The organism is Janthinobacterium sp. SUN100 (assembly GCF_030397705.1).
Classification (GTDB): Bacteria; Pseudomonadota; Gammaproteobacteria; order Burkholderiales; family Burkholderiaceae_D; genus Janthinobacterium; species Janthinobacterium kumbetense.
In genome coordinates, this window is record NZ_JAPUBU010000001.1 from 1,682,032 (window position 1) to 1,707,905 (window position 25,874).

The window sequence follows — 25,874 nt, forward strand, 5'->3', positions numbered from 1 at the left end:
CCCAGGAGATACCTTGCAGCCCCCTTCCCTGTACGCCCTTGCCGGCAGCCTCAATTCCCTCTTCATCGTCGTCAGCCTGTACGGCCTGTGGTCGCAGCTGCAAAAAATCTGGCAGCGCAAGCGCGATGCCGGCATCGGCGCCGGCAAGACGACCGACATCCTGTCCATCAACCAGTTCACCGTCAGCTTCCTCGCGTATTGCGTGTTCTTCGTGTACGGCTACTCGATCACGCCGTTCAACCACTACATCGTCTGGCCCCGCCTGGTCGCCTCGCTGATCGCGCTGGCCATCCTGTATGAAATCCACCGCGACCGCCGCAGCTTGACATCGCGCAATGCGCTGCTGGCCTGCGCGCTGCTGCTGGGCGCGGGCATGGCGGGGCTGGCCTTCGGCCCCACCTTCAGCGATGAAAAGCGCGTAATCTCGCAAGGCCTGCTCGTCGCCGTCACCGTGCTGCTGGCGCAGGGCTACGCGCACCAGATCCGCTTGATCTGGCGCTCGGGCAAGACGGGCGCCGTGTCCCTGAAAATGAGCCAGTTCATCCTGGCGATGGATGCCAGCACCATCTTCTTCGCCTGCGTCATGGGGCTGGAAACGGGCTGGCCCTTGCTGCTGCTGGCCTGCGTCAGCGCCACGACCAAGCTTATCATCATGTGGCTGTTCCGCTGGGAAAAGAGCAGTCCCGCCGCGCAGATCAAACGGCAGGCGCCGGCCTGAGCCTATTGCCCGCTCAGCGCGCGCATTTCCGCATACAGGTTCGCCTTGCCCTCGAAGCCGATGCCGACCAGGTCCGGCATGGTGATGTGGCCGTTTTCCACGCGCACGCCGTCGGGGAAGCCGCCGAACGGCTGAAATAAGTCCGGATACGATTCATTGCCACCCAGGCCCAGCCCTGCCGCGATATTCAGGGACATCTGGTGGCCGCCGTGCGGGATGCAGCGGCTGCGCGACCAGCCGTGCTGGTGCAGCATGTCCAGGGTGCGCAGGTATTCCACCAGGCCGTAGCTGAGGGCGCAGTCGAACTGCAGCCAGTCGCGGTCGGCGCGCATGCCGCCGTAGCGGATCAAGTTGCGCGCATCCTGCATGGAAAACAGGTTTTCGCCCGTCGCCATCGGCTTGTCGTAATAGCTGCGCAAGGTCGCTTGCAACTCGAAGTCGAGCGGATCGCCCGCCTCTTCATACCAGAACAGGTCGTACTGGCGCAGCGCCTTGGCGTAGGCGATCGACGTGTCGAGGTCGAAACGGCCGTTGGCATCCACGCACAGCTTTTGCCCATCCTGCAGCACGTCCATGATGGCGTCGATGCGGCGCAAGTCTTCGTCCAGCGAAGCGCCGCCGATCTTTTTCTTGACCACCGTGTAGCCGCGGTCGATATAGCTGCGCATCTCGTCCTGCAGGGCGGACAAGCTCTGGCCCGGGTAGTAATAGCCGCCGGCCGCATACACGAACACTTGTTTGTCCGGCACGCCCGTGCCATGGCGCTCGGCCAGCAGCTGGAACAGGGGCTTGCGCTCGATCTTCGCCACGGCATCCCAGATGGCCATGTCGATGGTGCCGATGGCCACCGAGCGCTCGCCATGGCCGCCCGGCTTTTCATTGGTGTACATGCAATCCCATACCTTGTGCGGGTCGAGATTGGCGCCGTCATCCGTGACGAGGCTGGCGGGATCGGCGTCGAGGATGCGGGGAATGAAGCGCTCGCGCATCAGCATGCCCTGGCCGTAGCGGCCATTCGAATTGAAGCCGTAGCCGACGACGGGCTTGCCGTCGCGCATCACATCCGTGACGACGGCCACCAGGCTTAACGTCATCTTGGTGAAATCGATGTAGGCGTTGCGGATGGGGGAAGAGATGGGAATGGTCTTTTCGCGGATCTCGACGATTTTCATGCGGGTCTCCTGTGCTTGAATGGTGACGCCAGCTTAACCGCGATATACAGTCGTATAATCGATAGCAATTTAAACCATTCTTCACTTGAAGTTAATAATGAAAAGCGACGCCACCACGGAAATGGCCTTCTTTGTGCTGCTGGCCAAGCTGGGCAGCCTGTCGGCCACGGCGCGCGAGCTGGGCATCACGCCGCCCGCCGTCAGCAAGCGCCTGCAGCTGATGGAGCAGCGCCTGGGCGTGCGCCTGCTGAACCGCAGCACGCGGCGCATCAGCCTGACGGGCGACGGCGAAAGTTATCTGCAGCAGGCGCGGCAAATCCTCGACGATATCCTCGCCATGGAAGAGTCGCTGGCCAGCGGCAGCGCCGAACCGCGCGGGCTGCTGCGCGTGAATGCCACCTTGGGTTTCGGCCGCACGGTGATCGCGCCCCTGCTGTCGCAATTCGCCCTGCGCCACCCGCAGCTGGAAGTGCAGCTGCAACTGACGGACAGCCCCATCAACCTGGTCGAGCAGGCGTACGACCTGGGCATCCGCTTCGGCGACTTGCCCGACACGCGTTTGTCGGCGCGCAAGATCATGTCGAACCGGCGCTTCCTGTGCGCCTCGCCCGCCTACCTGCAGGCGCACGGCACGCCGCACACCCCGGACGAGCTGGCGCAGCACCGCTGCATCGTGCACCGGCAAAACGATGACGCCTACGGCATCTGGCGTTTGAGCAAAGGGCGTGCCACGCACACGGTGAAGGTGCGTGGCACGGTGGCCAGCAACGATGGCGACGTGGTGCTGGGCTGGGCCCTGGACGGGCACGGCATCCTGCTGCGCTCGGAATGGGACCTGGCCCGCTACCTCGACAGCGGCCGCCTGCGCGTGGTGCTGGACGATTACGCGCTGGCGCCGGCCGACCTGTACGCCTATTATCCGAGCCGCCACCAATTGCCCGCCAAAGTGCGCGCTTTTATCAATTTTCTCATCCAGCAGCTGCAGCCGGACGCGGCTACCGCAGGCAAATCGGGTTACACTACAATATTGCGATATGGCAATATTATAAAGGAGTAGGTTTTGCTAGTCATACTCGGATTTCTCGTCGTGCTGTTTTCCGTCTTCGGCGGCTTCGCCATGCAGGGCGGCCATTTGGCGGCCCTGTTCCAGCCGCTGGAACTGCTGATGATCGGCGGCGCGGCGCTGGGCACCTTCTTTGTCGGCAACGACGCCAAGGCCATCCGCGCCACGTTCGCGGCCATCCCCACCCTGTTCCACGGCTCGCAATACACGAAGGCCCGTTATATGGAACTGATGGGGCTGATGTATGAAATCCTCAGCAAGATCCGCAAGGAAGGCTTGATGTCGGTCGAGGACGATATCGACGACCCGTACCGCAGCCCCATCTTCGTGAAATACCCGTACACGCTCGGTGACGAGCACATCCTAGAATTCATTACCGATTATCTGCGCCTGATGGTGTCGGGCAATATGGATGCCTACCAGATCGAAAACCTGATGGATAACGAGATCGAGACGCACCATGAAGATGCGGAAATGCCGATCCAGACGATTTCGCAGCTGGCCGACGCCATGCCCGCCTTCGGCATCGTGGCCGCCGTGATGGGCGTCGTGCACACGATGGCGTCCGTCGGCTTGCCGCCGGCCGAGCTGGGCGTGCTGATCGCGCAGGCGCTGGTGGGCACCTTCATCGGCATCCTGCTGGCCTACGGCTTCATCGCGCCGCTGGCCAGCTTGCTGCGCCGCAAGCACCATGAAACGGCAAAGATGTACCAGTGCGTGAAAGTGACCTTGCTGGCCAGCCTGAACGGCTACGCGCCGGCGCTGGCCGTGGAATTCGGCCGCAAGGTCATTTCCGCCACGGAACGCCCCTCGTTCAGCGAACTGGAAAACCACGTGCGCCAGGTGCGTACGAAAAACTGATACGGCCTGTTCCGCTTGCTCGGCGCGTCAAGCTTCCGGCGCCGTCCAGACCAGGTTCCACAGGTGGCCATCGATATCTTCGAAGCCCTGGTCGTACATGAAACCATGGTCTTCCGGCGGATGCGGTATGCGGCCACCGGCGGCCTTGGCCCTGGCGATCAGGCTGTCCACCTCTTCCCGGCTTTCGCAACTGAGGCAAATGACCACTTCATTGGCCTCCTTTGCCTTCGCCACCGGCTTGCCGATCAGGGACTGGAAGAAGGCTTCGGTCGTCAGCATGGCCTGGATGGTGTCGTCGACGATGTTCATGAAGGCCGCGTTCTCGCCGCTGAAGCGGGAATTGAAGGTAAAGCCGAGGGCGGAAAAGAAGGCCCTGGATTTCTCCAGGTCCTTCACGGGCAGGTTGAGGATGATCTGTTTGTTCATGGCGCTTCCTTATTTCCCTGGTGAAAGTGGAATGGACAACCGGTGCGCCGTCCCGGCGACGGGTGGCGGCACACCAAATTGACACGCTGGCGAAAAAAGAACCCCTCCAGAATATCAACAAATGACAAGGAAAGGCGCAGACCATGCTCAGGACTTGCCGCCGAGGCTGGCGGCGCCGCTGGCGCGGGCCAGGCTTGAGCGTGCGCCAGCCACCGCGCGCAGGCGCTCTTCAAGGTAGGCGCTCACGCGGGGATGCTGGCTGAAGGCGACGTTGAAGCGGATGTGCTGGTCGGGCGTGTCGTTGGCCGAGAACGCGGCGCCGCGCATCAACAGGATCTTGTTGCGGTAGGCGTCCTGCACCAGCAAGTCCACGTCCAGCCCTTCGGGCATGCTGCCCCACAGGAAAATGCCGGCGTCGCCGGGCTGCTCGAACAGCACGCCGGCCGCGCTCAATTGCCGCGTGCTGGCGTTGCGCGCCACCATGATCTTGCGTTGCAGCCGTTCCAGGTGCTTGCGCAGGTTGCCGGCCTTGAGCACTTCCAGCAAAACGTATTCGTTCAGCGCAGGCAAAGTCATGATGGAGTGGATCTTGGTGCGCATCAGCAGCTTGAGCAGCGCGGGCGCCGCAGCCAGGTAGCCCATGCGCAGGGCCGGGCTCAGCGCCTTGCACAGGCTGGAGTAGTAGATCACGCCGTCCAGCCCGGACAGCGATGCCAGCCGCGTGCTGTGGCCCTGCTGGAAATGGCCGTGCACGTCGTCTTCGGCGATCAGGAAGCCATACTGCTGCGCCATGATCAGCACCTTGTGCAGGTTGGCGGCGCTGCTGCTCCACCCGGTGGGGTTGTGCAAGGCCGTCTGCACGAACAGCAGGCGCGGACGGTGCGCGCGGCAGGCCGCTTCCAGCTCGTCCAGGTCGAGGCCATCGGGGCGGCGCTTGATGGGCACCAGGCGCACGCCGTCCTGGCGCAGCCTGCCGAACATCAGGAAATATCCGGGGTCTTCCACCAGCACCGTATCGCCGGGCTGCAAAAACGTGCGGCAGATCAGATCGATTGCATGGGTGCCGCCGAACGTGGTGAGGATGTGGCTGGCGTCCGCGGCGACGCCGATGCCGCGCAACAGCAGCGCGATCTGCTCGCGCAGTTCGGCCAGCCCTTGCGGCGGACAGCGCGAGGCCATGCCGGCCGCGCTGCGCGCCAGGCCGCGCTGAACGGCGGCCGCCGGCAGCGCATCCTGCAGCCAGGTGGGCGGCAAGGCGCCGCTGCTGGCCAATATCACGCCCGGACGCTGGTCGTTCACTTGCTGGCTCAGCCACACCGGCTCCTGCTCCTGGCCAGCTTCCAGCGCCACCTCGTCGGGAATGGCGCTGCCGGCGTCAGCAGGCGTGCAAACGAAGAAGCCCGTCGTGCCGTGGGTATCGATGACGCCTGCGGCCACCAGCCTGTCATATGCCACCACCACGGTGTTGGTGCTCACCGCCAGCTGCGTGGCGAGCTGGCGGATCGACGGCAGCCTGGTCCCGCCGGGCAGGACGCGTTGCGCGATCTGCTGGCGCAATGCGGCCTCGATCTGCTGGAACAGGGCGATGGGCGAGGAGCGGTCGATGGCGAACATGGGTGGCAGTCTAGCGCAAAAACAGCACGGCGAGGACCAGCAGGACGGCCCCCATCGCCAGATTGAAGATGCGCTGGTTGCGGGGCGCCTTCAGCACGCTGCGGATCGAGACGCCGAACAGCGCCCACATGGCGTTGCACGGCGTGCCCACCACGGTGCCGGTCACGGACACCAGCAGCGCGCTGGCGAGCATATTGCCCTGCGCAGGCATGAAGACGGACGCCATGGTGACCGCCTTGAGCCAGCTCTTGGGGTTCAGCGCCTGAAACAGCGCCGCCTGCGCAAACGACACGGCCTTCGGCGCGCTGCTTCCCGCCACCGAGGCGCCGGCCAGCTTCCAGGCCAGGAATATCAGGTACAGCGCGCCCGCGATCCGCAGCACCTGCTGCGCCATCGGGTACGCGACGAACACGCTGCCCAGCCCCACGCACATGAGCACGGTCTGCACGAAGATGCCGGCCTGGATGCCGAGGATCACCGGCAGCGCGCCGCGATAGCCGAAATTGGCGCCGGTGGTGGCCAGCATGACGTTATTCGGCCCGGGCGTGGCGGACATCACAAAGCAATAGCTCATCAGGGGCAGGAGTTCGGTCATGGCAGGCAGTCGCAGCGTGGAGAAGGCCCCAGTCTAGAAGCGCGGCACGCCAGGGACAAGGCACAAGGCGACGCATACAAGCACATGCTGTATCAGTCGAACGACTGCTACAGCGGCCCCCGCCCGGACAAGCATGCGGAAAGCTCTGCTCGCGGCATGAAGCGGAACCGTCTGCGTCAGCCCGGGGAATCGATGCGTTTGTCCAGCGGCTTCGCGTGGAGGGCATCGGCGGCCCGATCCACGAATTGTCTGACGTCCCCCACCTCGGCAAACAAGCCGGCATAGGCCGCCCGTATCAGCACCGTGCACTGCCCGAATTTCGCCAGCTGCGACAAACCCTCATCAGTGGGCATGAATACCCGTCGCCGGGCATCATTGTCATCGTTCCGATGCTGTATCAGGCCCAGGCGGAGCAGCTTGGGTATCTTTTGCATGACCAGCTGGTGCGAATGTCCGAGTTCGCGCGCCAGGTCCGAGGCGGAGGCCGTGCCGAGCGTCGCAAGAACAGTCATCAGCGAACACGAACGCACCGGGATGACGATCCCCATCGTGTCGAAGACGGTCTTGGATTGCTCAGCGATCAGGACGCTCAGTCGTTCGACGGCGCGGCCGAGAAACACGGCGTCATCGATCGCGGCCGGGTGAGGTGTCTTCTCAGTCAAGGCGCTTGTACCTCTGGATGCTGCCGTCCTGGTTCACGCGTTCCAGCGCCGTCACTTTCCCACGCGAAACATTCAAGCGGTATCGAAAATCCGACACGCCTTCCACCGCAAACAGCTCGGGACCGATCGGCTCCAGCGCGACCCGAAACCGGTCGCGCCAGATAATGTAGAGCCTGCCCTTGTCCAGGACAATCTGGCGGCCTTCATATTTTCCGGCGGCTTGCGTCAACAGCCCGGCATCGACATGCGGGCGCTCGATCGCTGCCGTCAAGCTGGGGAGCAGCCAGGCAAGTTCGGTTCGCCTGGCGTCATCGGTCTTCGCCAGATGTTCAAGCGCCAGCTTGTGCGCCAGAGGCAACGCGCGGATGGACGGGCTTGGAATATCGGGTTGCACGCCGGTTCCTTCGAAATCGCCATGCTCCACGGGATCCTGGATCTGGCCGATCGGCACTTGCACGAAAAAATCGTCGTTGAGCGGCTTGCGCGCCACCGGATGCGCACCGCCGGCGGTGCGCTCCCCGATCAGTGTCGCTCGTCCGAGCTTTTTCATTGCATAGGAAAACCATTCTGCGGAGGAAAAAGACGTGGAGCCGGTCAGGATATAGACGGGCTTGTCCACCATGCGCTTGCCCGGCAAGCCCGGCAACACCCATTGCCCGCGCTGGATACGCTTGCCATCCTCATTATAGTAATAGTCAAAGAGCAACTGGTCTTTCTCGCTGGAGAAGAAATAGCTCGCCAGAAACTGCGCCATTTCCAGATGCCCACCATTGTTATAGCGCAAATCGATGATGAGGGCGTCCGTATTGCCGACGAAGCGCATAACGGACGCCGCCGTATCATGGGCAAGTTCCGGATCGGCAAAATAGCTGAAGCGTAGGTAGCCGATGTTTCCCTTCAGGCGAGCGACCTCATCGAAACCGAAATTGGTCTCCTCCAGCCGGCTCAATTCCTCTTTTCGTATCTTGGCCTTGAGCGTCGGGTTGGCCTTTGCCTTGAATTCCGCGATCCATGCTGGGTCGGCGCCCACGAAGAAATGCAGGTCGCCGCTGACTTTGACGAGGTCGTCCGTCAGCTTGCCCGCAAACTCTGCCTGCGTCGTCGCCGAGTCATAATCGCCCTTGGTCAGATGTTCCTGAAGCACCGGCGCAATTTTTCTTGCGATGTCCGGAAACGCGTAGTTTGCATTCAAGGTGCTATTGAGGGAGGCGATGATCTCGCTCTTTTCATTGCGCGAAAGGCCAGGCTCCCCGGCAAAAGCGCCCGGTGCGCACAGGATGGACAAGGCCGACAGCGTTTGAAGCAGACATAAGTGATAACGCATTCTGATGTTCCCCCCTCGGTGAGATTCAATCATACAATATATTGCGCAACATATTGCAGAAAAATTAAATCACCTCGGTGAGGAAAATAAACAACCTCCGCTTCCGTCCGATCTGTTCTCGCCAGAAGGGTGCTTCGGCCAGCGCTGTCAGATTCAACGCTTCAGTGGCAGCCTCCGGCCGGCCATCGTCATTCGCAGCTTCCGCCGATACGGGACCGTCACAATGATTCAGTGCACGACCTTGCTGCCTTCAGGGCAAGCTGGCGGTTCCATCCCGCGCTGCAAGCCCCGCTGCGCGCCCTCCTCCTGCCATCTACGGGGCCGGCGCCGTCTCGTCCGGGCAGCTGACCTCGTCCTCCGGCGTATACAAGGTCATCGGCACGCGCTGGCCATCCACTTCCAGCTCGCGCACCTTCGGCGGCACCAGCTGGAACTGGCCCGCTTGCAGCTTCTCGCGCAGGGGCTTGCAGCGCAGGGCATCGGTGGGGATTTGCCCGCGCGCCGTCCAGCTGCCGTCTTCTTTTTCCGCCAGCAACACCGACGAGGCGCGCGGATCATTGCTGATCAGCAACACGTCCTGCTTGCCGTCGCCATCGAAATCGAGCAGATAGGCGTCGCACTGCGGCCCTGCCCGCTTCAGGCAGGCGGGCAAGCGCCAGGCGGGGCCCACTTGCGTCCAGTCCTGGCGCAGGAAACTGTCCGGCAGCTTCGCCGTCGCCGGACGCAGGGTCAGGTTGATCGACACGTCGCTCAGCGCGCCCGTCTCGTCGAGGCGGTTCTGGCGCTTGAGCATGGCGTCGGCGCGCGCCCGCACGATGGCCGCATCCGGGCCCGTCGTGCGTTTCGTCAATTCCTGAAGGGCCGCCTGGCCATAGCGGGCGCCCTGGAAGCGCAGGTATTCGAAATCGAACTTGTCCACGCCCACCTTGCCGCTGTCCAGGCGCGCCATCTGGCTGGCCACGGAAATGCGCGCCGGGTCCGCCAGCGGCGAGAACAGGGCGAACAGCACCAGCAAGGTCACAAAGGCGGTGGCCACGTTGACGTTGGCGATCAGGTGCAGCCAGTCACCATACTTGCTGGCCGCCCAGGCATAGCCGGCGGCGTAGCAGGTGGCGACCAGCAGGCAGGCGGCCGCGATCAGGCGGTCGGACGTCCAGCCGTGCGACATCACGCGCAAGGTCAGTGCATAGATGGCGATGCCCACCACCCACGGCAGCAGCAGGCAGGCCAGGCGCGTGCCTAGGCGGATGCCGCGCGCCACGCCATGGCCCACTTCGCCGTTCTGGAAGGCGGCATTGATCAGCACCACCAGCACGCCGGCCATGCCCAGCAGCACGGACGCCGCATGGCGCGTGGCCCACAGGCGCTCGAAGCCGATGAAGGGCAAGGTCAGCAGGAAACCGGAGACGAGCACGGCGGCGATCGGCATCAGCCACGACAGCAGCACCAGCAGCAAGGTGCGGATGCCGCGCACGATGGATGGGCGCACGTCGGTGATGTGGATGGCAAAGGAAAACGCGAAGCAGATGACGGGAATCACGAACCAGGCCTGGCCCAGCAGCTTTTTCAGGAAACTGAGCTTAATCAGCAGGAACAATTGCCCGCCCAGCCACAGCACCAGCCACAAACCCAGCACGAACAGCAGGGAAAACAGCAGCTGGATGCCCAGCTTCCAGGCGATTTCAAAGTAGGTCGGGTAGCGGGCGATGCGCCGGCCATCCTGGGCGCTGGCCAGCACCAGCGCGTGGGCGATATAAAACCCCACCACGCAAAAACCGAACAGCTGGGCTGAAATCACGCGCAGCGGCGCGCCCGGCTTGTAGTTGCCCCAAATCACGTGCTCGGCGCCACGCGCCACGTCGTGCCAGGCCAGCACGGCCAGCACGACGGCCGCGCCGGCCATCCACAGGGCGATGCGCTTGAGCGACATGTGGCCCAGGCTGGACACCAGCAGGATGGGCAGCAGCAAGCTGATCAGCATCAACGGGCCCAGCAGATAGGCTTCCGTGGCAGGCCACACCTTGTCTTGCGCCGTGCTGTACAGCCAGTACAGCAGCAAGCCTTGCAGCAGGCCCGTCACCAGGCGCGTCACCGCGATACGCGGCGCCACCACCGGATCGAGCAACGCCATGTTTTTTCCTGCGGCATCCTGCTGCATAGTCATTCCCTTAATAGTCGTTCATTGCAGTCATTGTTGCACTGCGAGCACGGCCATTATTGCATTTCGTTATCGTCATCTCAACAGCGATTCGCGCGCGCCCCCTTCCCGCCCACCCTCGCTGCGGCGCACCGGCAAGCTTTGCGCGAGACCCCAGGCCAGCTCCGGTACGAGGAACAGCCACAGCAGGGGCTGGCCCGTCATGAGCAAGGCCCACGCCATCCAGGTGGAAAACAGGTAGCGGGCCACGGCGTCGTAGCGGCCGAAGCGCGGCTGCGGATCGAGCATGCGCAGCACCGACCAGACCATCACCACGCTGCCCAGCAAGCTGCTGATGAGCAAATGCAAGGGTTCGAACACTGGCAGTGGCGCGCCGCCCAGGGCCAGGTTGATGGCGTTCAAGTGCTCGCGCAGCAGCAAAAACGTCCACGGCGTGGTAAACGGGGCAATCATGAGCACATCGTAAATGGCGCTGGCGCGCACCACGCGGCGGAAGGCGGAAACGGACAACATGGCAACTCCTGTATATGGAAAGCATCCATTCTCAAGGCTGGAGTACACTCCATGGTCAAGCATTTTATGAAGGAATATTTCCATGCAGATCGGCGAGATGGCGCAGGCGACGGGCTTGAGCCGCGACACCCTGCGCTTCTATGAAAAGCGGGGCTTGCTGCGCGCGCGGCGCGGCGCGAATGGCTACCGCGACTATCCGCCCGAGGCGGCGGACTGGCTGCGCTACCTGCGCACGGCGCAGCAGCTGGGTTTTACGCTGGCGGAAATCGAGGCCGACATGCCGCTGCTGGCCGGCGCAGGCGATCCGGCCATGGCGGAACTGCTGCGCGCGGCGCTGGCGCGCAAGCTGGCCGACATCGATGCGCGCATCGCCGGCTTGACGCAGTTGCGCGGCGAACTGGCGCGGCGGATGGAGCCGCAGGCGGCCGCCTGTCCGTTGCAGGGAGATGCCGATGCAGCACCAGCTCCCTGAAAAACAAAAACCGCCTGGGCATGGCCGCAGGCGGTTTTGACGTGGCGCAAGGCTGGAATTACTTGGCGGCCTTGCGGCGGCGCAGGAAACCCATCAGGCCCAGGCCGGCCAGCAGCATGGCGTAGGTTTCCGGTTCCGGCACGGCGGCCATCACGGAAACATTGTCGATCACGGCGCCCGAGTAATTGTCGAACGGCGTGCCGGCCTTGGCGGCGCTGGCAAACGACAGGGTCGCCAGGCCGGTGGAAGCGGCCGTGAAGCTCAGGGTATTGCTGTACAAGGTGTTCGAGGCGGCGGCCGTCGAGTAGAAATCCCCCACCACGCCACCGAAATTGACGCTCACGCCCTGGCCTGCAGGGCCGCCGGAATTGCGCGCCATGTCAAAGGTCAGGCTGTACGTCTGGCCGGCAACGACGCTGAAATTTTGCGACAGGAAACCCGGACCTGGCGTACCCAGCAAATCGACGCTGTAGCCGTTGATGGCGTTATACGCATTGCGGATCAGGTCGACGGAACTGGCGCCCACGGTCCAGCCCGTGATGGCCGACGAACCGCTGTTGACGACTTTAAAGCCGCTGTCGAAGGTATAGCCGGAAGCAACTGTTTCAAAATTGCCATTCGTGATCAGGTTGACGGGGCTGGCGCTGGCGGTGCCGGCAGCAAACAGGGCGACAACGGCTGCGATGGTGGCGATTTTCATGAGTTGATTTCCTTGCCTTATTGGCATTAAAGTTACCTTAAGTGAAATCATATCTCAGCCAGGATGAAAATCCAAGAACTTTGCAAAAATATATTTAATGTAAGCAATTTGCAACGTCTTCAGGCGCCCTCGCCCCTTCCTCCGGAGCGCGACAGCTCAATCAAGCTCTTGCCGCGCCACCAGGATGCCATCCGCATCGGCATAGATCCAGTCGCCCGGATGCACGGCCACGCCGCTGATCTGCACGCGCACGTCGCGCTGGCCGGCGCCCGTCTTGTTGCTCTTGCGCGGATGCGTGGCCAGGGCGCGCACGCCGATCTGGCAGACATTGATTTCCTCGCTGTCGCGGATGCAGCCATCGACGACGATGCCGGCCCAGCCGTTGCTTTCGGCCAGCACGCCCAGCTGGCCGCCCACCAGGGCGCGGCGCAGGCTGCCGCCGCCATCGATCACCAGCACATGGCCCTGGCCCGGCGCTTCCAGGGTGCTGCGCACGAGGGCGTTGTCTTCGAACACGTGCAAGGTGGTGGCGGGGCCGCTGAAGCGCACGCGCTGGCCGAAGGCGCGGTACACGGGCGGCAGCACGGCCAGGGTGCCGTCGTCCAGCATGGCTGCATAGTCGTCGCACAGGTCGGTGGTGGCAAAGGTCATGGGGATTCCTTTCGTGGCAGATGGCAACGATTCTATGCCTTTTGCAGCGCCGCGGCACGTGTTTTGCCGCCCACGCCCACGGCCGTGGCGATCGCCAGCGCCTGGAACAGGCCGATGAAGACGAACAGCATGGCCGGATGGTCGCCATCCATCAGCGCGCCAAAGAACAAAGGCCCTACGGCCAGGCCGCTGTCGAGACCCGAATACACGACGCCATACACGCGCCCGGTGGCATTCTTCGGCGCCGCCGCGCGTATCATCAGGTCGCGCGACGGCCCTGCCACGCCCGACATCAGGCCGATGGCGCCCATCAGCACCACCGCGCCCCAGGCCGGCACGACGGCCATGGCCAGCAGCACGGCCAGCAGCGCGGCAGCGGCAAAGGCGATCGCCACGTTGCGGTCCGGCTGCTTGCTGCGCGCGCCCACCACGCCGCCGGCCAGCATGCCCACGGCCGAGGCCAGCATATAGGCCGTGTAGGCGCTCGTGGCCAGCGCCAGGCTCATGCCATACAGCTTGACGAGCGCCACGCTGGCAAAGCTCTGGATGCCGCCCAGGGCGATGGCGGTAATGAAGAAGAAGGCAAAGCACATCCACACGGCAGGCAGACGCAGGAAGTCCAGCGTGCCTTCGCCGCCGGCGGCCTGGCCCGGCGCGGCCTGTTTCACGGGTTCGGGGCGGATGGCGTGGCGGTTCAGGAACAGGATCAGCAGCACGCCGAACGGCAGCACGGCCGCGCATTGCAAGGCCACCCGCCAGTCGTAGTTGGTGGCGACATACGTCATGAACAGGGGCGCCAGGGCCCAGCCGATATTGCCGCTGATGCCATGCACGGAAAAGCCGTAGGCCACGCGGGCCCCCGACACGCGCTGGTTGAGGATCGTGTAGTCGGCCGGATGGAACACGCTGTTGCCCATGCCGGCCAGCATGGCGCCCAGCATCAGCGCCGCATAGCTGTGGGCGGTGGACAGGGCCAGCGCCGACACGCCTAGCAAGAAAATGCCGGAAAACAGCACGGCACGGGCGCCGAAACGGTCGACGACAAAGCCGGCCAGCGCCTGCCCCACGCCCGAGATGATGAAGAACACCGTCATCAGCAAGCCCAGTTCCGCATACGACAGGTCGAAGGCGGGTTTCAGCCAGACGAACAGGGCCGCGAGGATCAGGTGATAAAAGTGCGACACGCCATGCGCCAGCCCCACCAGGGCGATGACGCGCGCATCGCCGCGCAAGGTGGGAAGTCCGGATGCCGAGTTAGTTGTTATCATGTCATACCCTGTCTTATACTGGTGAAGCTCAAGTGTATGCAAAATACCATCGTCTGTTTTCCGACAGAACGACATAATTTATCGAATTAAGGCCAAGCTGATGGGTGTACCTATCCTCCACCATACCCGCATGTGTCCGCCACGGGAAGCGCCCAGCGCCACCATTCCCGTGACCATGATCGCGCGCGACCTGCAACCCGATGAATTCTTATTGCCGCACAGCCACCCCTGGGGCCAGGTCACGATGGCGCTCGAAGGCGTGCTGCGCATCACCGCCAACAACAGCAGCTGGGTGCTGCCGCCCATGCGGGCCATCTGGATCGCGCCCAACGTGGAGCATGCCGTCACGATACTGGAAAAGACCCGCTTGCGCCCCCTGTGCATCCATGCCGCGCGCGCGCCCTTTGCGGGCCACGACTGCAAGGTGCTGGAAGTATCGAATTTGCTGCGCCAGCTGATCATGGCGCTGGAACAGCTGGATCCGGGGCAGGAACCGGCGCGCGAGGCGCTGCTGGCCGAACTGATCCTCGATGAATTGAAACGCTCGGCCACGCGCCCCATCCGCGTGCCCTTGCCCGGCGACAAGCGCCTGAAAAGCCTGTGCGACAGCCTGATCGAGAAACCGGGCTTGAACCAGACCCTGGAACACTGGGCGCAGCAGGTCGGCGCCTCGGAGCGTACCCTGGCGCGGCTGTTCGAACGGGAATTGGGCATGAGTTTTGGCCAGTGGCGCCAGCAAGTGCGCCTGGCGCACGCGGCGCCCCTGATCGCGCGCGGCGTGCCGCTGTCGCAAGTGGCCGAAGAACTGGGCTACGCCAGCCAGTCGGCCTTTTCCGCCATGTTCAAGAAGACTTTCGGCAGTTCGCCGTCAGCCTTCTTTGCCCAGGGCGACAGAATCTAGCCAACTGGAAAGCGCGCCGATACAGCGCTCAGGGCAAGGCGCAGCGCCGCAGGCAGTACGCTGGTACGGCAAGGCGATGCAACGCCGCCATGGGCGCTTTAGCGGTGCGCTCTCAAGCCATGAAGTCGAACAGGGAATTCTTGCCGGTATAACCCGGCAAGGCCGAATTCGTTCCCATCTGTTCCTGCGCGGAATACGCTTTCACCAGCGCCTGCGCCTGGGCCGTCAACGCCTTGGCCAGCACGGCTTTCTTGTTGGTGAGCGTCGTGATGTCCTTGCCGACCGTCTGCACTTCCTTGCGGATGATGCTCGTTTCACCCGTCAGCTCGCCGATCTTGGTGGCGAACTGGTCCGCCACACCCTTGCCGTTATTCGTGAACATCTTGCTGACGGCGTCCGGATCGGCCGCGATGGCGGCCTTGAGTTTTTTGTCGTCGAGCACCAGCTCGCCGCTCTTGCCCAGGGTCACGCCGGCGCTGCCCAGCACCGACGATGGCACGCCCGTGCTGGCCGTGCGCAGCACTTGTTCCATCTGTGAGCGCACTTGCCCCAGGGCCGTGTCGGACTTCAAGTCGCCCTGCTGCAGGCTCTGCAGCTTGCTGTTGAGTTCATTGTAGGCCGTGACGAAGCTGGCCACGTTGCTGGCGATCTGGCTGCTGTCCTTGGCGATGACGAGGTCGGTCGTGCCTTTTTTCTTCAATTCGATGGTGGCGCCCTCGACGGCCGTCGTCAGGGTATTCGTGGCGCTCTTGATTTCCTTGCCGTCGACGGTCAGCAGCGCATCCTGCGCGGCGGCCGTCTGCTGCATGCCCTTGCCGGCGCCGGGCGCATAGCTGAGCAGATTGCTGACGGCCGCGTCGCCGGACACGCTGATGCGCATGCTGCTGTCGGCGCCGCTCTTGCCATTGATGGCCAGCGAATAGCCATCGGCGCCCTTGACCACGCTGGCGTCGACGCCCTGCTGCTTGAGCGCGGCGGCGATGCCGTCGAGGCTATTGTTGCTGCTGTCGATGGTCACCGCAATGATCTTGCCGCTGCCAGGCGTAAATTGCTTGCCGTCGGCCGAGCCCACTTCGATCTTGACCAGCGCGGGCGCCCCCGTGCCGATGGCCGCGCTCGAGGATTTCTGCGCGCCGCTGAGCAAGGTCTGTCCCTGCGCCAGTTGCTTGACGTTCATTTCATGGCTGCCGCTGACCGCCTTGTCGGTGGTGGTGGCGCTCAGCACATCCTTGCTGCTGGACGTGGCCGACGTGGCCAGGCCGCTGCCGGCCATGTTCTTGGCCACGGTCTGGAATTTCGCCAGCGCCGATTGCAGCTGGCCCAGGCCCGAGAACTTGGCCTGGTCGCGCGCCAGGCTGGCGTTGAGCTTGACGACGCCCGTGTTTTGCGACTGCATCTGGCGCTCCACCTTCGCATACACATCGGCCGAGATATTGCCCTGCGTCGTCTGCTGCGTGTTATTGGTGTAGGCCCTGCTGTTGATGGTCGAATTAAACATGGTAGGCGTTCCCGTCGGGTATAAGGTCATGGCGCACGGTTCAGGTCGTGACCGTGCTGCGCTGGAAACGGACGGCAGGCGCGCATGGCGCGGCAAGGTCCCTCTTCTGGTTGATAATTATGCAGTATTACCGGAATATCAAAACAGCGAACAGAACAGGTTTTTCCTGACTGCAAACCCATATGCACCATTTTAGCGCAATCACTTGCCGTTTATCTTCGGACGTGCCTCAGCGCATGAATTTCGAAATGGCGCTGCTGACGGCCATGTCCAGCTGCTGGAAAGTGAGTCCCACCTTGAAACCGGCACTGCTGAAAATACAGTGCGAGACGGATACGCGCGCCTCGATGATGTGCGCCGCGCCATCGTAAAACAATTCGAACAGCACCTTGCCCTTCTTGCCTGTCGGCACCGGTTCCGCGATGACGGCCGACATGCCGCCCGGCCCCACGTCGAGGGTGCGCGCCGCCACGGGGCCCGCGCCATCCATTACCAACATTGCCTTGGCACGCAATATCTTGCGTGCGCCCTGCCTTTGCTCAACTGACACTGTATTCCGCTTCTCTATCTATGCATTGTCGATGCGGATGCGCGAGGCGCATCCATCGGACAAATATTATAGTTCTAAACGGAAATTTTGTTTGACTTGTCTCAAGCTTGGCATTTAAACCATACCAACTTTTACTCCAGGTCGCGCAGCTTGTTGAACGCTTCGTCGATGCGCTCGACGCCGATGACCTTGAGGCCCTCGATGACTTGCTTGGGCAAGTTCGACTTGGGCACCACGGCCAGGGTAAAGCCCAGCTTGGCCGCTTCGCGCAAGCGCTCCTGGCCCCGTGGCGCGGGACGGATTTCGCCGGCCAGGCCCACTTCGCCAAACACCACCAGGCCCCGCGGCAAGGGTTTGTTGCGCATCGAAGAGTTAATCGCCAGCAACACGGCCAGGTCGGCCGCCGGTTCCGTGATCTTCACGCCGCCCACGGCGTTGATGAACACATCCTGGTCGAAGGCGGCGATGCCCGCGTGGCGGTGCGCCACGGCCAGCAGCATGGCCAGACGGTTCTGCTCCAGGCCGACGGACAAGCGGCGCGCATTCGGCAAGTGACTCGTATCGACCAGGGCCTGGATTTCCACCAGCAGCGGGCGCGTGCCTTCCTGCGTCACCATCACGCACGAGCCCGGCACCTGGTTGTCGTGCTGCGACAGGAACAGCGCGGACGGGTTCGACACCCCTTTCAAGCCCTTTTCCGTCATGGCGAACACGCCCAGTTCATTGACGGCGCCGAAACGGTTCTTGATGGCGCGCACGAGGCGGAAACTGGAATGGGCGTCGCCCTCGAAGTACAGAACCGTGTCGACGATGTGTTCGAGCACGCGGGGGCCGGCCAGCGCGCCCTCTTTCGTCACGTGGCCGACTAAAATGATGGTCACGCCCGTCTGCTTGGCCGCGCGCGTGAGCTGGGCCGCGCATTCGCGCACTTGCGCCACGGAACCGGGCGCCGAGCTGAGCGCGTCCGAATACACGGTCTGGATGGAGTCGATCACCACCACTTCCGGTTTCAAATCGGCCAGGGTGGCGAGAATCTTTTCCAGTTGGATCTCGGCCTGCAGTTTGAGTTCCTTGGCGTCGATGACGAGGCGCTTGGCGCGCAGGGCGATCTGCGCGCCCGATTCCTCGCCGCTGACGTACAGCACGCGCTTGTGGTGCGACATGTTGGCCAGCGCCTGCAGCAGCAGGGTCGACTTGCCGATGCCGGGGTCGCCGCCGATCAGCACGACGCCGCCCGCCACCATGCCGCCGCCCAGCACGCGGTCGAATTCCTCGATGCCCGTGCCGAAGCGGGGCACGTCGATGGCGTCGATATCGTCGAGCGACAGCACGGGCGCCGTCTGCGCCAGCGACATGTGCTGCGGGTTCGAATAGCGGTTGTTGCCGCCCGTCTCTGGCAGGGTTTCCACCATGGTGTTCCACTGGTTGCACGAGGTGCACTGCCCCATCCATTTGTTGCTGATGGCGCCGCAATCGCTGCAGGTGTAGATGGTCTTGACTTTTGCCATGGTGTACTTTGCCCGGGTAAGGTGAAACTGCTGTCTATATATACAGTATATACAAACGGCGGGCCGCCGTCACTGTGTCGCTTCGACCACGGGCACGCGGGGCGCCAGTGCGCACATCAGCTCATAGCCGATGGTGCCGGCGGCCAGGGCCACCTCGTCGATCGGCATGCCCTGGCCCCACAAAGTGACGGCACTGCCGACTTTTGCACCGGGCACGTGCGTCAGGTCGACCATCAGCATGTCCATCGACACCCTGCCGATGAGTCCCGTGCGCACGCCGTCGACGAGCACGGGCGTGCCTTCGGGCGCATGGCGCGGGTAGCCGTCCGCATAGCCGCACGCCACCACGCCCACCTTGATATTGCCGGCCGCTTCGTAGCGGCTGCCGTAACCCACCACTTCGCCGACGGCAATATCCTGGATGCCGATGATGCTGCTGCGCAAGGTCATGGTGGGCAGCAAGCCGAACGCCTGCGCCGACGTGCCGCCGGGAGCGCCGCTGGGCGTGCCGCCGTACAGCATGATGCCGGGGCGCACCCAGTCGCTGTCCAGGTGGTGCAGCAGCACGCCGGCCGAATTGCACAGGCTGCGCGGCAATGATGTGCCGATGCTGGCCGCACCCGCTTCGAAACGCAGCATCTGCTGCTCCAGGGGCAAGCGCTTGGGCGCCGCCTCGTCCGCATTGGCGAAGTGCGTCATCAGGGTGATCGTGCCGATATGCGGCATGGCGCGCAGGCGCGCATACGCCCCCGCCACGGCGTCCGGCGTAAAGCCCAGGCGGTTCATGCCCGTATTCATTTTCAGGTGCACATCGATGGCGTGCGGCAGGCGCGCCGCTGCCAGCAGGGCGATCTGTTCCTCGCAATGCACGCTGCCGTTCAAGCCATATTGCGCCATGACGGGCAAATCGCTGGCGTCAAAAAAACCTTCCAGCAGCAAGATGGGCTTGGTCCAGCCCAGTTCGCGCAGACGCACGGCGTAGTCGACCTCGACCAGCGCCAGGCCATCGGCATCGGCAAAGCCCCGCATGGCCCGTTCCAGGCCGTGGCCATAGGCATTTGCCTTGACGACGGCCCACACCTTGGCGCCGCGGGCGCCGGCACGGGCGCGCGCCAGATTGTGTTGCATGGCATCGAGATGGATGGTGGCGAGAAGGGGCCTGGGCATATGCGTCGTTCACGGCGGGTGGGAAAGCCGTATTTTACCGGATGCACCGTACGCGGACACGGCAGACGTCCAAGGTCGTATGCAGAGGACATCATTTATAAAATGCTCACATGTATGTGTATTTTTCTACGGCAGAAAAATTAAGGTTCGCTTAGGCAAGAGTATGCAAAGCGGCCCCTTCCAAACTTGGGGTTTGCCGTTTTTTCGTGGTATAAAGCAAGCCAGATATGATTTCAGGCAATCCAGAATGAATCGTGGTTTTTATACCATCATGGCGGCGCAGTTCTTTTCCTCGCTGGCAGATAACGCCCTCTTTTTTGTCGCCGTCGATTTATTGGTGTCCATGAAATCCCCGGCGTGGATCACGCCGCTGCTCAAACTGTCGTTCGTGCTGTTTTACGTGCTGTTGGCCGCTTTTGTCGGCGCCTTCGCAGATGCATTGCCAAAAGGCAAGGTCATGTTCATCGCCAACATGGTCAAGATCTTCGGCTGCGCCCTCGTCTTCTTCCACGTACACCCGCTGCTGGCCTACGCCGTCGTCGGTTTTGGCGCGGCCGTGTACTCGCCCGCCAAATACGGCATCCTGACGGAACTGCTGCCGCCGGAAAAGCTCGTGGCGGCGAATGGCTGGATCGAAGGCTTGACCGTCACTTCCATCATCCTCGGCACCGTCATGGGCGGCGCGCTCGTCAGCGGCCACGTGTCCGACATGCTGCTATCCTTCGACTTCCCCCTGATCGACACGGGCATCACCAACAAGACGGAAGCGGCCCTGTGCGTAGTGGTCGGCATTTATGTGCTGGCGACCCTGGCCAACCTGAAGATTCCCGACACGGGCTGCGTATATCCGCACCAGGAACGCAATCCTATCAAACTGATTACCGATTTTGCCAATTGCTATTCCATCCTGTGGAAAGACAAGCTGGGCCAGATCACCCTGGCCGTGACGACCCTGTTCTGGGGCGCCGGCGCCACCTTGCAACTGATCGTGCTGGAATGGGCCAAGCAATCCTTGAACATGCCCTTCGACAAGGCGACCAGCCTGGTGGGCGTGGTCGCCATCGGCGTGGCCGCCGGCGCCGTGCTGTCGGCCCGCTTCATTCCACTGCGCAAATCGCTGACTGTCATTCCACTGGGCATCGCCATGGGCGTGATCGTCATGATGATGACGCAAGTACATTCCGTATGGATCGCCTACCCGCTGCTGATACTGATCGGCGCCCTGTCCGGCTTTTTCGTCGTGCCCATGAATGCATTGCTGCAACATCGCGGCCACGTGCTGATGAGCGCAGGCCATTCCATCGCCGTGCAGAACTTCAATGAAAACCTGTCGATTTTGACCATGCTGGCCGTGTATTCGATCATGATCCGCCTGCACCTGCCGCTGAACATCATCATCACCCTGTTCGGCCTGTTCGTCGCCGGCACCATGTACATGATCATGCGCAAGCACAAGCTGAACCAGGCCGAGCACGACAATTTATCGCTGATCGGTGAGCAAAAGCATTAATTTCGGGGGCTGAGCCGGCGGATCAGCCCCCGGCATTACGCTGGCAGCATGCCAGCGAGCCGCCGCGCGGCAGCCTGCTCCGTCCAGTCAGGCGGCACGACAAAACCACGCGTGCACTCCACTTCCCAGCCTTCGACATTATCCACCGTGGCCACCATCACCGGTTGCGCCAGATCAAACAAGCGCACACGCAAGGCCTCCACATCCAGCACTTCCACGTCGCGGCCCTTGAACGGCGCCAGCCATTGCAATCGCGGCAGCACGACATAGCGCTGCGCCGGCAATTGTGTGGGCACGCACCAGAAGCCGTGTCCATGATTCTGGGAAATACCGTCCAGGGCGGGCGTGGCGTCCGGGGCATAAAACAGCCAGCCCTTGACCAGCGCCTGCGCCGCGTGCACGGGCTGCGCCAGCAGGGTTTGCGCGGCCGGATGGCGGGACAAGGCCAGTTGCTTGTCGAGGATCTTGCGCATCTTCAATCCCAGGGTGTCGGCCAGGTTGGGGCCGATCAAGTGATTGAAGACGCCGGGATCGGGCGCGCCTTCGAGCAGGTAGAACTTGGTGGCGAATTCCCAGTGCAGCAACGCGTCGCCCTGCGCTCCATCGCGCAGCAGGAAATCGAACTCGCCCACCGTGTCGTTGCGGTTCACCTGCACTTGCAAGCCATGCGCTTGCAGCAGTCCGTGTTGCTCAAAATAAAAGGCCAGCAGCTTTTCAGCGTACAGGCCCAGGCGGGAATAGAATTTCGGTCCCAGCGCCGCATCGAGCGGCGACGGATCGTCTTGCAGCGCGCCCAGCCAGGCGGCAACAGAAGGCGTGACGGGCGCGAGGCTGGCGATGCGCCCGCCCCAGTGGGAACTGCCCGGGTCCAGCAAGTCCGGCGAGTCGAGCAGCCAGGCCAGCGCACGCACGCGGGGGTGCGTCAGATGCCCCCAGCGGCGCTCGAAGCGGGCCTGGAAAGTGCCGGCGGCCGCATCACTCACCGTGCGAATCACCGTGCGTGCTTTTTGCCAGGCACAAATCGGCCCAGGCGCGCGCCTTGGCCTTGCCCGTCTCGTCCTGCAGCAACATTTCCGGGTGGAAAGTGGCCACGACGGCAGCCTTGCCCAGTTGGCGCACGGTACCGCGCACGGGTTTCTCGCCGGGATTGATGCCGGCGGCGGCCATCGAGCCGAGCGTCAAAATGGTGCGCGGTTGCAGCAGGGCCAGTTCGCGCTCGAAATACGGACGGCAGGCGGCCGACTCGGCTTCTGTCGGCAAGCGTTCCTGGCCCGCCTCGTCGAGCGGACGGCATTTCAGCAAGTGCGTGATGTACACATCGCGATCCGCATCGACGGCGATGGCTTTCAGCATATTGTCGAGTAATTTGCCCTGCTCGCCCGGCAAGGCGCGCCCTTCCCGCTCTTCCAGGCGCGACGGGCTGCTGGCCAGCATCAGCCAATCGCCCTGGCGGTCGCCACGGCCCATGACGACGCCCTTGCGCGTCTTGCACAGGTCGCAGCGCGCGCACTTGGCGACGGCCGCCGTCAAGCCATCCCAGTCGAGGGTGGCGATATCCGTATCGCTCAGCTGTCTGGCGGGCGGCGGTGGCGGCGCATCGTCGAACCAGGCCGTATCGTCAGATGCGGCGGGAGCGGCAGGCGTGGCGGGAGCGGGAGCGACAGGCGCAGCAACGTCAACGGCTTTCACCTCAGCAACAACCTCAGCTACCGGCACGGGCGGCGCGGCAGGCTCAACCACGGCGGCCACCGGTGCCGCTGCTGCTTCCACGATCTCGGCAACGTCAGCCGCATCAGCGGCCTCGGGTGCGGCGCCCTGGCGCAAGCGCCACAGGGGGCCGACGCCCATTTCATCGAGGAAAACGGCGCTGCGGCTCATAAGGTATAACGCATCACGATGGCGTCCTCACGTTGCGAGTTACTGGCCGGATAGTATCCCTTGCGCCGGCCGATCTGTTCAAATCCATAGCGCTGGTAAATATCGAGCGCGCGCACGTTCGACGGGCGCACTTCCAGCAGCATCGATTCCATGCCCAGCTGGCGCGCGCAGGCGCAGGACTGGTTCAGCAGGAAGCGGCCCAGTCCCTGGCCCTGGATCGCGCCTTCGACGGCCACGTTGAGCAAGTGCGCCTCGTCGACGACCAGCATCAGCAAAAAGTAGCCGAGCAGGGTGCCATCCACGTCGCGCAGCACCCAGGCCGGGTAGCCGCTCTTGAGCGAATCGACAAAGTTGCCGTGCGTCCAGGGATGCGGATACACGCGCTGCTCCAGCGCCAGCACTTCCACCAGGTCCGCTTCGACCATCGGCTGATAATCGAGGCGCAGCAAGTCCCAGCCGGCAGCGCGGTCCTGGTCCGCCACACTCATTGCGCGGACTCCGCAGCGGCCTTGGCCTGTTGCATCTCTTGCCGTTCGGCGCTGGTAAAGGCGATCTTGTTGCGCAAATACAAAGGCTGCGCCTCGGCCGCCGTCACGAACTGGCCGGCAGCAAAGGCGATGCGCGCCAGCTGCGCCACTTGCACGGCGTGCGGCATGATGGCGGCGTCGGCAGTCGCGGCGCACGGCAGCACGGCCAGCGCTTCGGCGTATGCACTGAAACCGTTGCCGCAAGCGGCGACATCGCCTTGCGGCGCCACGCCGGCCGGCGCGCTCAGGGCCGGTGGCGCAACAATCTGCAAGCCATCCTGGTAATCATATTGCGCCCAGTACACTTCACCCATGCGGGCGTCGAGCACGGTCACGATGCGTTGCGCGCCATGTTGCTGGTGGCACGCGAGCGCCATGGCGTCGAGGGTGACGACGGGCACGACAGGCAGCTTGGCGCCGTAGGCCAGGCCTTGCGCGATGCCGCAAGCCGTGCGCACGCCCGTAAACGAGCCGGGGCCGGAGCCATAGGCGATGGCGTCGACGTCGGCCAGGGTCACGCCCGCTTCAGCGAGCAATTCCTGCACCATCGGCAAGATGGACTGGGAATGGGTGCGCACGCCCGACGACGCGCGGGACAGGACGACATCGCCGCGCAACAAGGCGCAGGAGGCGAGTTCGGACGAGGTTTCAATGGCAAGCAGGGTGGGAAGTAAGGTAGACATAGCGTATTTTACCTTGCCGCGCCACGGCATGGCACTCCCCGCTGCGGCATGCCGTGGCAAGCCGGGCAGCCCTCACGCCGATGCGGCTTGCACAGCGGCCCCGCGAGGACGGCTATAATGAAAGACGCGGCTCATTATTTGACCGGCATCAAGTCTGCCGCGCCAAGCAATCGCCTAGCAATCGCTGAGCAACATCGTCTTTCCACTCTTGCCCTGGTCCGTTCCGTGAATCCACTTCTTGCTAAACTGCAACCATATCCCTTTGAAAAGCTGCGCCAGCTGTTTGCCGGCGTGACGGTCAATCCCGAGTATGCGCCCATCAGCCTGGGCATGGGCGAACCCAAGCATCCGACGCCGGCTTTCATCGAGCAGGCATTGGTCGACAACATCCATGGCCTGGCCAGCTATCCGACCACCATCGGTTCGGAAGCCTTGCGTACTGCCATCGCCGGCTGGCTCGAACGCCGCTATGGCATCCCCAAGCTCAATCCTGCCACGCAAATTCTGCCCGTGAACGGTTCGCGCGAAGCGTTGTTTGCGCTGGCGCAAACGGTGATCGATCCGGCCGCCGGTTCGCTGGTGATCAGCCCGAATCCGTTTTACCAGATCTATGAAGGCGCGGCCTACCTGGCCGGCGCCGAACCGTATTTCGTCAATTCCGACCCGGCGCGCAATTTCGGCTGCGACTACGACAGCGTACCGACCAGCGTGTGGGAAAAGGTCAAACTGCTGTTTTTGTGCTCGCCAGGCAACCCGACGGGCGCCGTGCTGAGCCTGACGGACTGGGAACATCTGTTCGCCCTGTCCGAACGCTACGATTTCGTCATCGCCGCCGACGAGTGCTATTCCGAGATCTACCACGGCGACACGCCGCCGCTGGGCGCGCTGCAGGCGGCGCACATGCTGGGCCTGTCCACCATCGAGCGCCCGTATGCACGCCTGGTGGTGTTTTCCAGCCTGTCGAAGCGTTCGAACGTGCCGGGCATGCGCTCGGGCTTTGTTGCCGGCGATGCCGAAGTATTGAAAAAATTCCTGCTCTACCGAACCTACCACGGCGGCGCCATGAGCCCTGCCGTGCAGGCGGCCTCCGTCGCGGCCTGGAACGACGAAACCCATGTCGAGGAAAATCGCGCCAAGTACCGCGCCAAGTTCGACGCCATCACGCCGCTGCTGCAATCGGTGATGGACGTACAATTGCCGGACGCCGGCTTCTACCTGTGGGCCGACGTCAGCCGCACGGGCCTGTCCGACACCGAATTCGCGCAACGCCTGTACGCCGAATATAATGTGACGGTATTGCCTGGCAGCTACCTGGCGCGCGACGCGCACGGCATCAATCCGGGCCGCAACCGCATCCGCATGGCCCTCGTGGCCGAAACGGCCGAAGGGCTGGAAGCGGCCTTACGCATAGTAAAATTCTGCCAGCAGCTTTCCGCATCCGCATTAACTCACTAA

At 63.2% G+C, this 25,874-nt stretch carries 26 protein-coding genes; 7 read left to right on the forward strand and 19 right to left on the reverse strand.

The features are described 5' to 3' along the window. Positions 1-13 precede the first annotated feature (13 nt). Positions 14-718, forward strand: a complete 705-nt coding sequence (locus tag O0881_RS07380; protein ID WP_289910752.1) for a hypothetical protein — start codon at positions 14-16, stop codon at positions 716-718. Between the two features lie 2 nt (positions 719-720). Here O0881_RS07380 and O0881_RS07385 read toward each other — a convergent pair whose 3' ends face one another. Beyond that, complete coding sequence (locus O0881_RS07385) at positions 721-1,890, reverse strand: mandelate racemase/muconate lactonizing enzyme family protein (protein ID WP_289910753.1); 1,170 nt, start codon at positions 1,888-1,890, stop codon at positions 721-723. Positions 1,891-1,987: 97 nt separating this feature from the next. Between O0881_RS07385 and O0881_RS07390 the strand changes: the two genes are divergently transcribed. Then, entirely contained in the window at positions 1,988-2,947 is a 960-nt protein-coding gene (locus O0881_RS07390; RefSeq protein ID WP_289910754.1) for a LysR family transcriptional regulator, read from the forward strand. 3 nt (positions 2,948-2,950) lie between these two features. After that, complete coding sequence (gene motA / locus O0881_RS07395; RefSeq protein WP_077406831.1) at positions 2,951-3,814, forward strand: flagellar motor stator protein MotA; 864 nt, start codon at positions 2,951-2,953, stop codon at positions 3,812-3,814. 27 nt (positions 3,815-3,841) lie between these two features. Here the strand turns inward: motA and O0881_RS07400 are convergent, their stop codons facing one another. The 7 genes from O0881_RS07400 to O0881_RS07430 all read right to left on the reverse strand — a co-directional run bounded on the left by O0881_RS07400 (position 3,842) and on the right by O0881_RS07430 (position 11,106). Further along, on the reverse strand, positions 3,842-4,240 hold the full coding sequence (locus tag O0881_RS07400) for a VOC family protein (protein WP_289904288.1): 399 nt from the start codon (positions 4,238-4,240) through the stop codon (positions 3,842-3,844). A gap of 147 nt (positions 4,241-4,387) precedes the next feature. Then, the gene (locus tag O0881_RS07405) at positions 4,388-5,854 is read right to left on the reverse strand and encodes a PLP-dependent aminotransferase family protein (protein ID WP_289910755.1); all 1,467 of its coding nucleotides are present in this window, start codon (positions 5,852-5,854) and stop codon (positions 4,388-4,390) included. A 10-nt stretch (positions 5,855-5,864) separates the two neighbouring features. Then, a complete protein-coding gene (locus O0881_RS07410) occupies positions 5,865-6,449 on the reverse strand; it encodes a LysE family translocator (protein WP_289910756.1) in 585 nt (194 codons plus the stop codon). A gap of 176 nt (positions 6,450-6,625) precedes the next feature. Then, positions 6,626-7,111: a helix-turn-helix domain-containing protein gene (locus tag O0881_RS07415; protein ID WP_289910757.1), complete on the reverse strand. Its 486-nt coding sequence runs from the start codon at positions 7,109-7,111 to the stop codon at positions 6,626-6,628. Next, positions 7,104-8,435: a S41 family peptidase gene (locus O0881_RS07420; RefSeq protein ID WP_289910758.1), complete on the reverse strand. Its 1,332-nt coding sequence runs from the start codon at positions 8,433-8,435 to the stop codon at positions 7,104-7,106. The genes O0881_RS07415 and O0881_RS07420 overlap by 8 nt, the downstream gene beginning before the upstream one ends. A gap of 313 nt (positions 8,436-8,748) precedes the next feature. Then, a complete protein-coding gene (locus tag O0881_RS07425) occupies positions 8,749-10,566 on the reverse strand; it encodes a DUF4153 domain-containing protein (RefSeq protein ID WP_289910759.1) in 1,818 nt (605 codons plus the stop codon). Positions 10,567-10,668: 102 nt separating this feature from the next. Then, a complete protein-coding gene (locus tag O0881_RS07430; protein ID WP_251351615.1) occupies positions 10,669-11,106 on the reverse strand; it encodes a hypothetical protein in 438 nt (145 codons plus the stop codon). Between the two features lie 82 nt (positions 11,107-11,188). On the opposite strand from O0881_RS07430, the gene O0881_RS07435 reads away from it, so the two are divergent. Beyond that, positions 11,189-11,578, forward strand: a complete 390-nt coding sequence (locus O0881_RS07435) for a MerR family transcriptional regulator (RefSeq protein WP_289910760.1) — start codon at positions 11,189-11,191, stop codon at positions 11,576-11,578. A 58-nt stretch (positions 11,579-11,636) separates the two neighbouring features. Here O0881_RS07435 and O0881_RS07440 read toward each other — a convergent pair whose 3' ends face one another. The 3 genes from O0881_RS07440 to O0881_RS07450 all read right to left on the reverse strand — a co-directional run bounded on the left by O0881_RS07440 (position 11,637) and on the right by O0881_RS07450 (position 14,197). After that, positions 11,637-12,278: a choice-of-anchor C family protein gene (locus O0881_RS07440; RefSeq protein ID WP_251351617.1), complete on the reverse strand. Its 642-nt coding sequence runs from the start codon at positions 12,276-12,278 to the stop codon at positions 11,637-11,639. A 156-nt stretch (positions 12,279-12,434) separates the two neighbouring features. Further along, on the reverse strand, positions 12,435-12,929 hold the full coding sequence (rraA, locus tag O0881_RS07445) for a ribonuclease E activity regulator RraA (protein ID WP_289910761.1): 495 nt from the start codon (positions 12,927-12,929) through the stop codon (positions 12,435-12,437). A gap of 32 nt (positions 12,930-12,961) precedes the next feature. Beyond that, positions 12,962-14,197 (reverse strand): MFS transporter, encoded by a 1,236-nt coding sequence (locus tag O0881_RS07450; protein ID WP_289910762.1) that lies wholly within the window; start codon positions 14,195-14,197, stop codon positions 12,962-12,964. A 100-nt stretch (positions 14,198-14,297) separates the two neighbouring features. On the opposite strand from O0881_RS07450, the gene O0881_RS07455 reads away from it, so the two are divergent. After that, positions 14,298-15,098, forward strand: coding sequence for a helix-turn-helix transcriptional regulator (locus O0881_RS07455; RefSeq protein ID WP_180278731.1), 801 nt, complete (start codon positions 14,298-14,300; stop codon positions 15,096-15,098). Positions 15,099-15,210: 112 nt separating this feature from the next. Here the strand turns inward: O0881_RS07455 and fliD are convergent, their stop codons facing one another. The 4 genes from fliD to alr all read right to left on the reverse strand — a co-directional run bounded on the left by fliD (position 15,211) and on the right by alr (position 19,821). Further along, a complete protein-coding gene (fliD, locus tag O0881_RS07460) occupies positions 15,211-16,596 on the reverse strand; it encodes a flagellar filament capping protein FliD (RefSeq protein WP_251351619.1) in 1,386 nt (461 codons plus the stop codon). A gap of 229 nt (positions 16,597-16,825) precedes the next feature. Further along, entirely contained in the window at positions 16,826-17,146 is a 321-nt protein-coding gene (locus O0881_RS07465) for a PilZ domain-containing protein (protein ID WP_257218936.1), read from the reverse strand. A 131-nt stretch (positions 17,147-17,277) separates the two neighbouring features. Further along, a complete protein-coding gene (gene radA, locus O0881_RS07470; RefSeq protein WP_230540493.1) occupies positions 17,278-18,654 on the reverse strand; it encodes a DNA repair protein RadA in 1,377 nt (458 codons plus the stop codon). A gap of 69 nt (positions 18,655-18,723) precedes the next feature. Continuing rightward, positions 18,724-19,821: an alanine racemase gene (alr, locus tag O0881_RS07475; RefSeq protein WP_289910763.1), complete on the reverse strand. Its 1,098-nt coding sequence runs from the start codon at positions 19,819-19,821 to the stop codon at positions 18,724-18,726. A 247-nt stretch (positions 19,822-20,068) separates the two neighbouring features. On the opposite strand from alr, the gene lplT reads away from it, so the two are divergent. Continuing rightward, on the forward strand, positions 20,069-21,331 hold the full coding sequence (gene lplT / locus O0881_RS07480; protein WP_034779369.1) for a lysophospholipid transporter LplT: 1,263 nt from the start codon (positions 20,069-20,071) through the stop codon (positions 21,329-21,331). A 35-nt stretch (positions 21,332-21,366) separates the two neighbouring features. Here lplT and O0881_RS07485 read toward each other — a convergent pair whose 3' ends face one another. The 4 genes from O0881_RS07485 to tsaB are packed head-to-tail and all read right to left on the reverse strand — an operon-like array spanning position 21,367 to position 24,419. Then, complete coding sequence (locus O0881_RS07485) at positions 21,367-22,323, reverse strand: DUF1853 family protein (RefSeq protein WP_289911471.1); 957 nt, start codon at positions 22,321-22,323, stop codon at positions 21,367-21,369. After that, positions 22,307-23,209 carry a uracil-DNA glycosylase gene (locus tag O0881_RS07490; protein ID WP_289910764.1) on the reverse strand — a complete coding sequence of 301 codons (903 nt, stop codon included), beginning with the start codon at positions 23,207-23,209 and terminating at the stop codon, positions 22,307-22,309. Before O0881_RS07490 ends, O0881_RS07485 begins: the two co-directional genes overlap by 17 nt. After that, the gene (rimI, locus tag O0881_RS07495) at positions 23,206-23,697 is read right to left on the reverse strand and encodes a ribosomal protein S18-alanine N-acetyltransferase (RefSeq protein WP_289910765.1); all 492 of its coding nucleotides are present in this window, start codon (positions 23,695-23,697) and stop codon (positions 23,206-23,208) included. The genes O0881_RS07490 and rimI overlap by 4 nt, the downstream gene beginning before the upstream one ends. Beyond that, a complete protein-coding gene (tsaB, locus tag O0881_RS07500; RefSeq protein WP_289897241.1) occupies positions 23,694-24,419 on the reverse strand; it encodes a tRNA (adenosine(37)-N6)-threonylcarbamoyltransferase complex dimerization subunit type 1 TsaB in 726 nt (241 codons plus the stop codon). Before tsaB ends, rimI begins: the two co-directional genes overlap by 4 nt. Before the next feature lie 225 nt (positions 24,420-24,644). Between tsaB and dapC the strand changes: the two genes are divergently transcribed. Continuing rightward, on the forward strand, positions 24,645-25,874 hold the full coding sequence (gene dapC / locus O0881_RS07505; protein ID WP_099667209.1) for a succinyldiaminopimelate transaminase: 1,230 nt from the start codon (positions 24,645-24,647) through the stop codon (positions 25,872-25,874).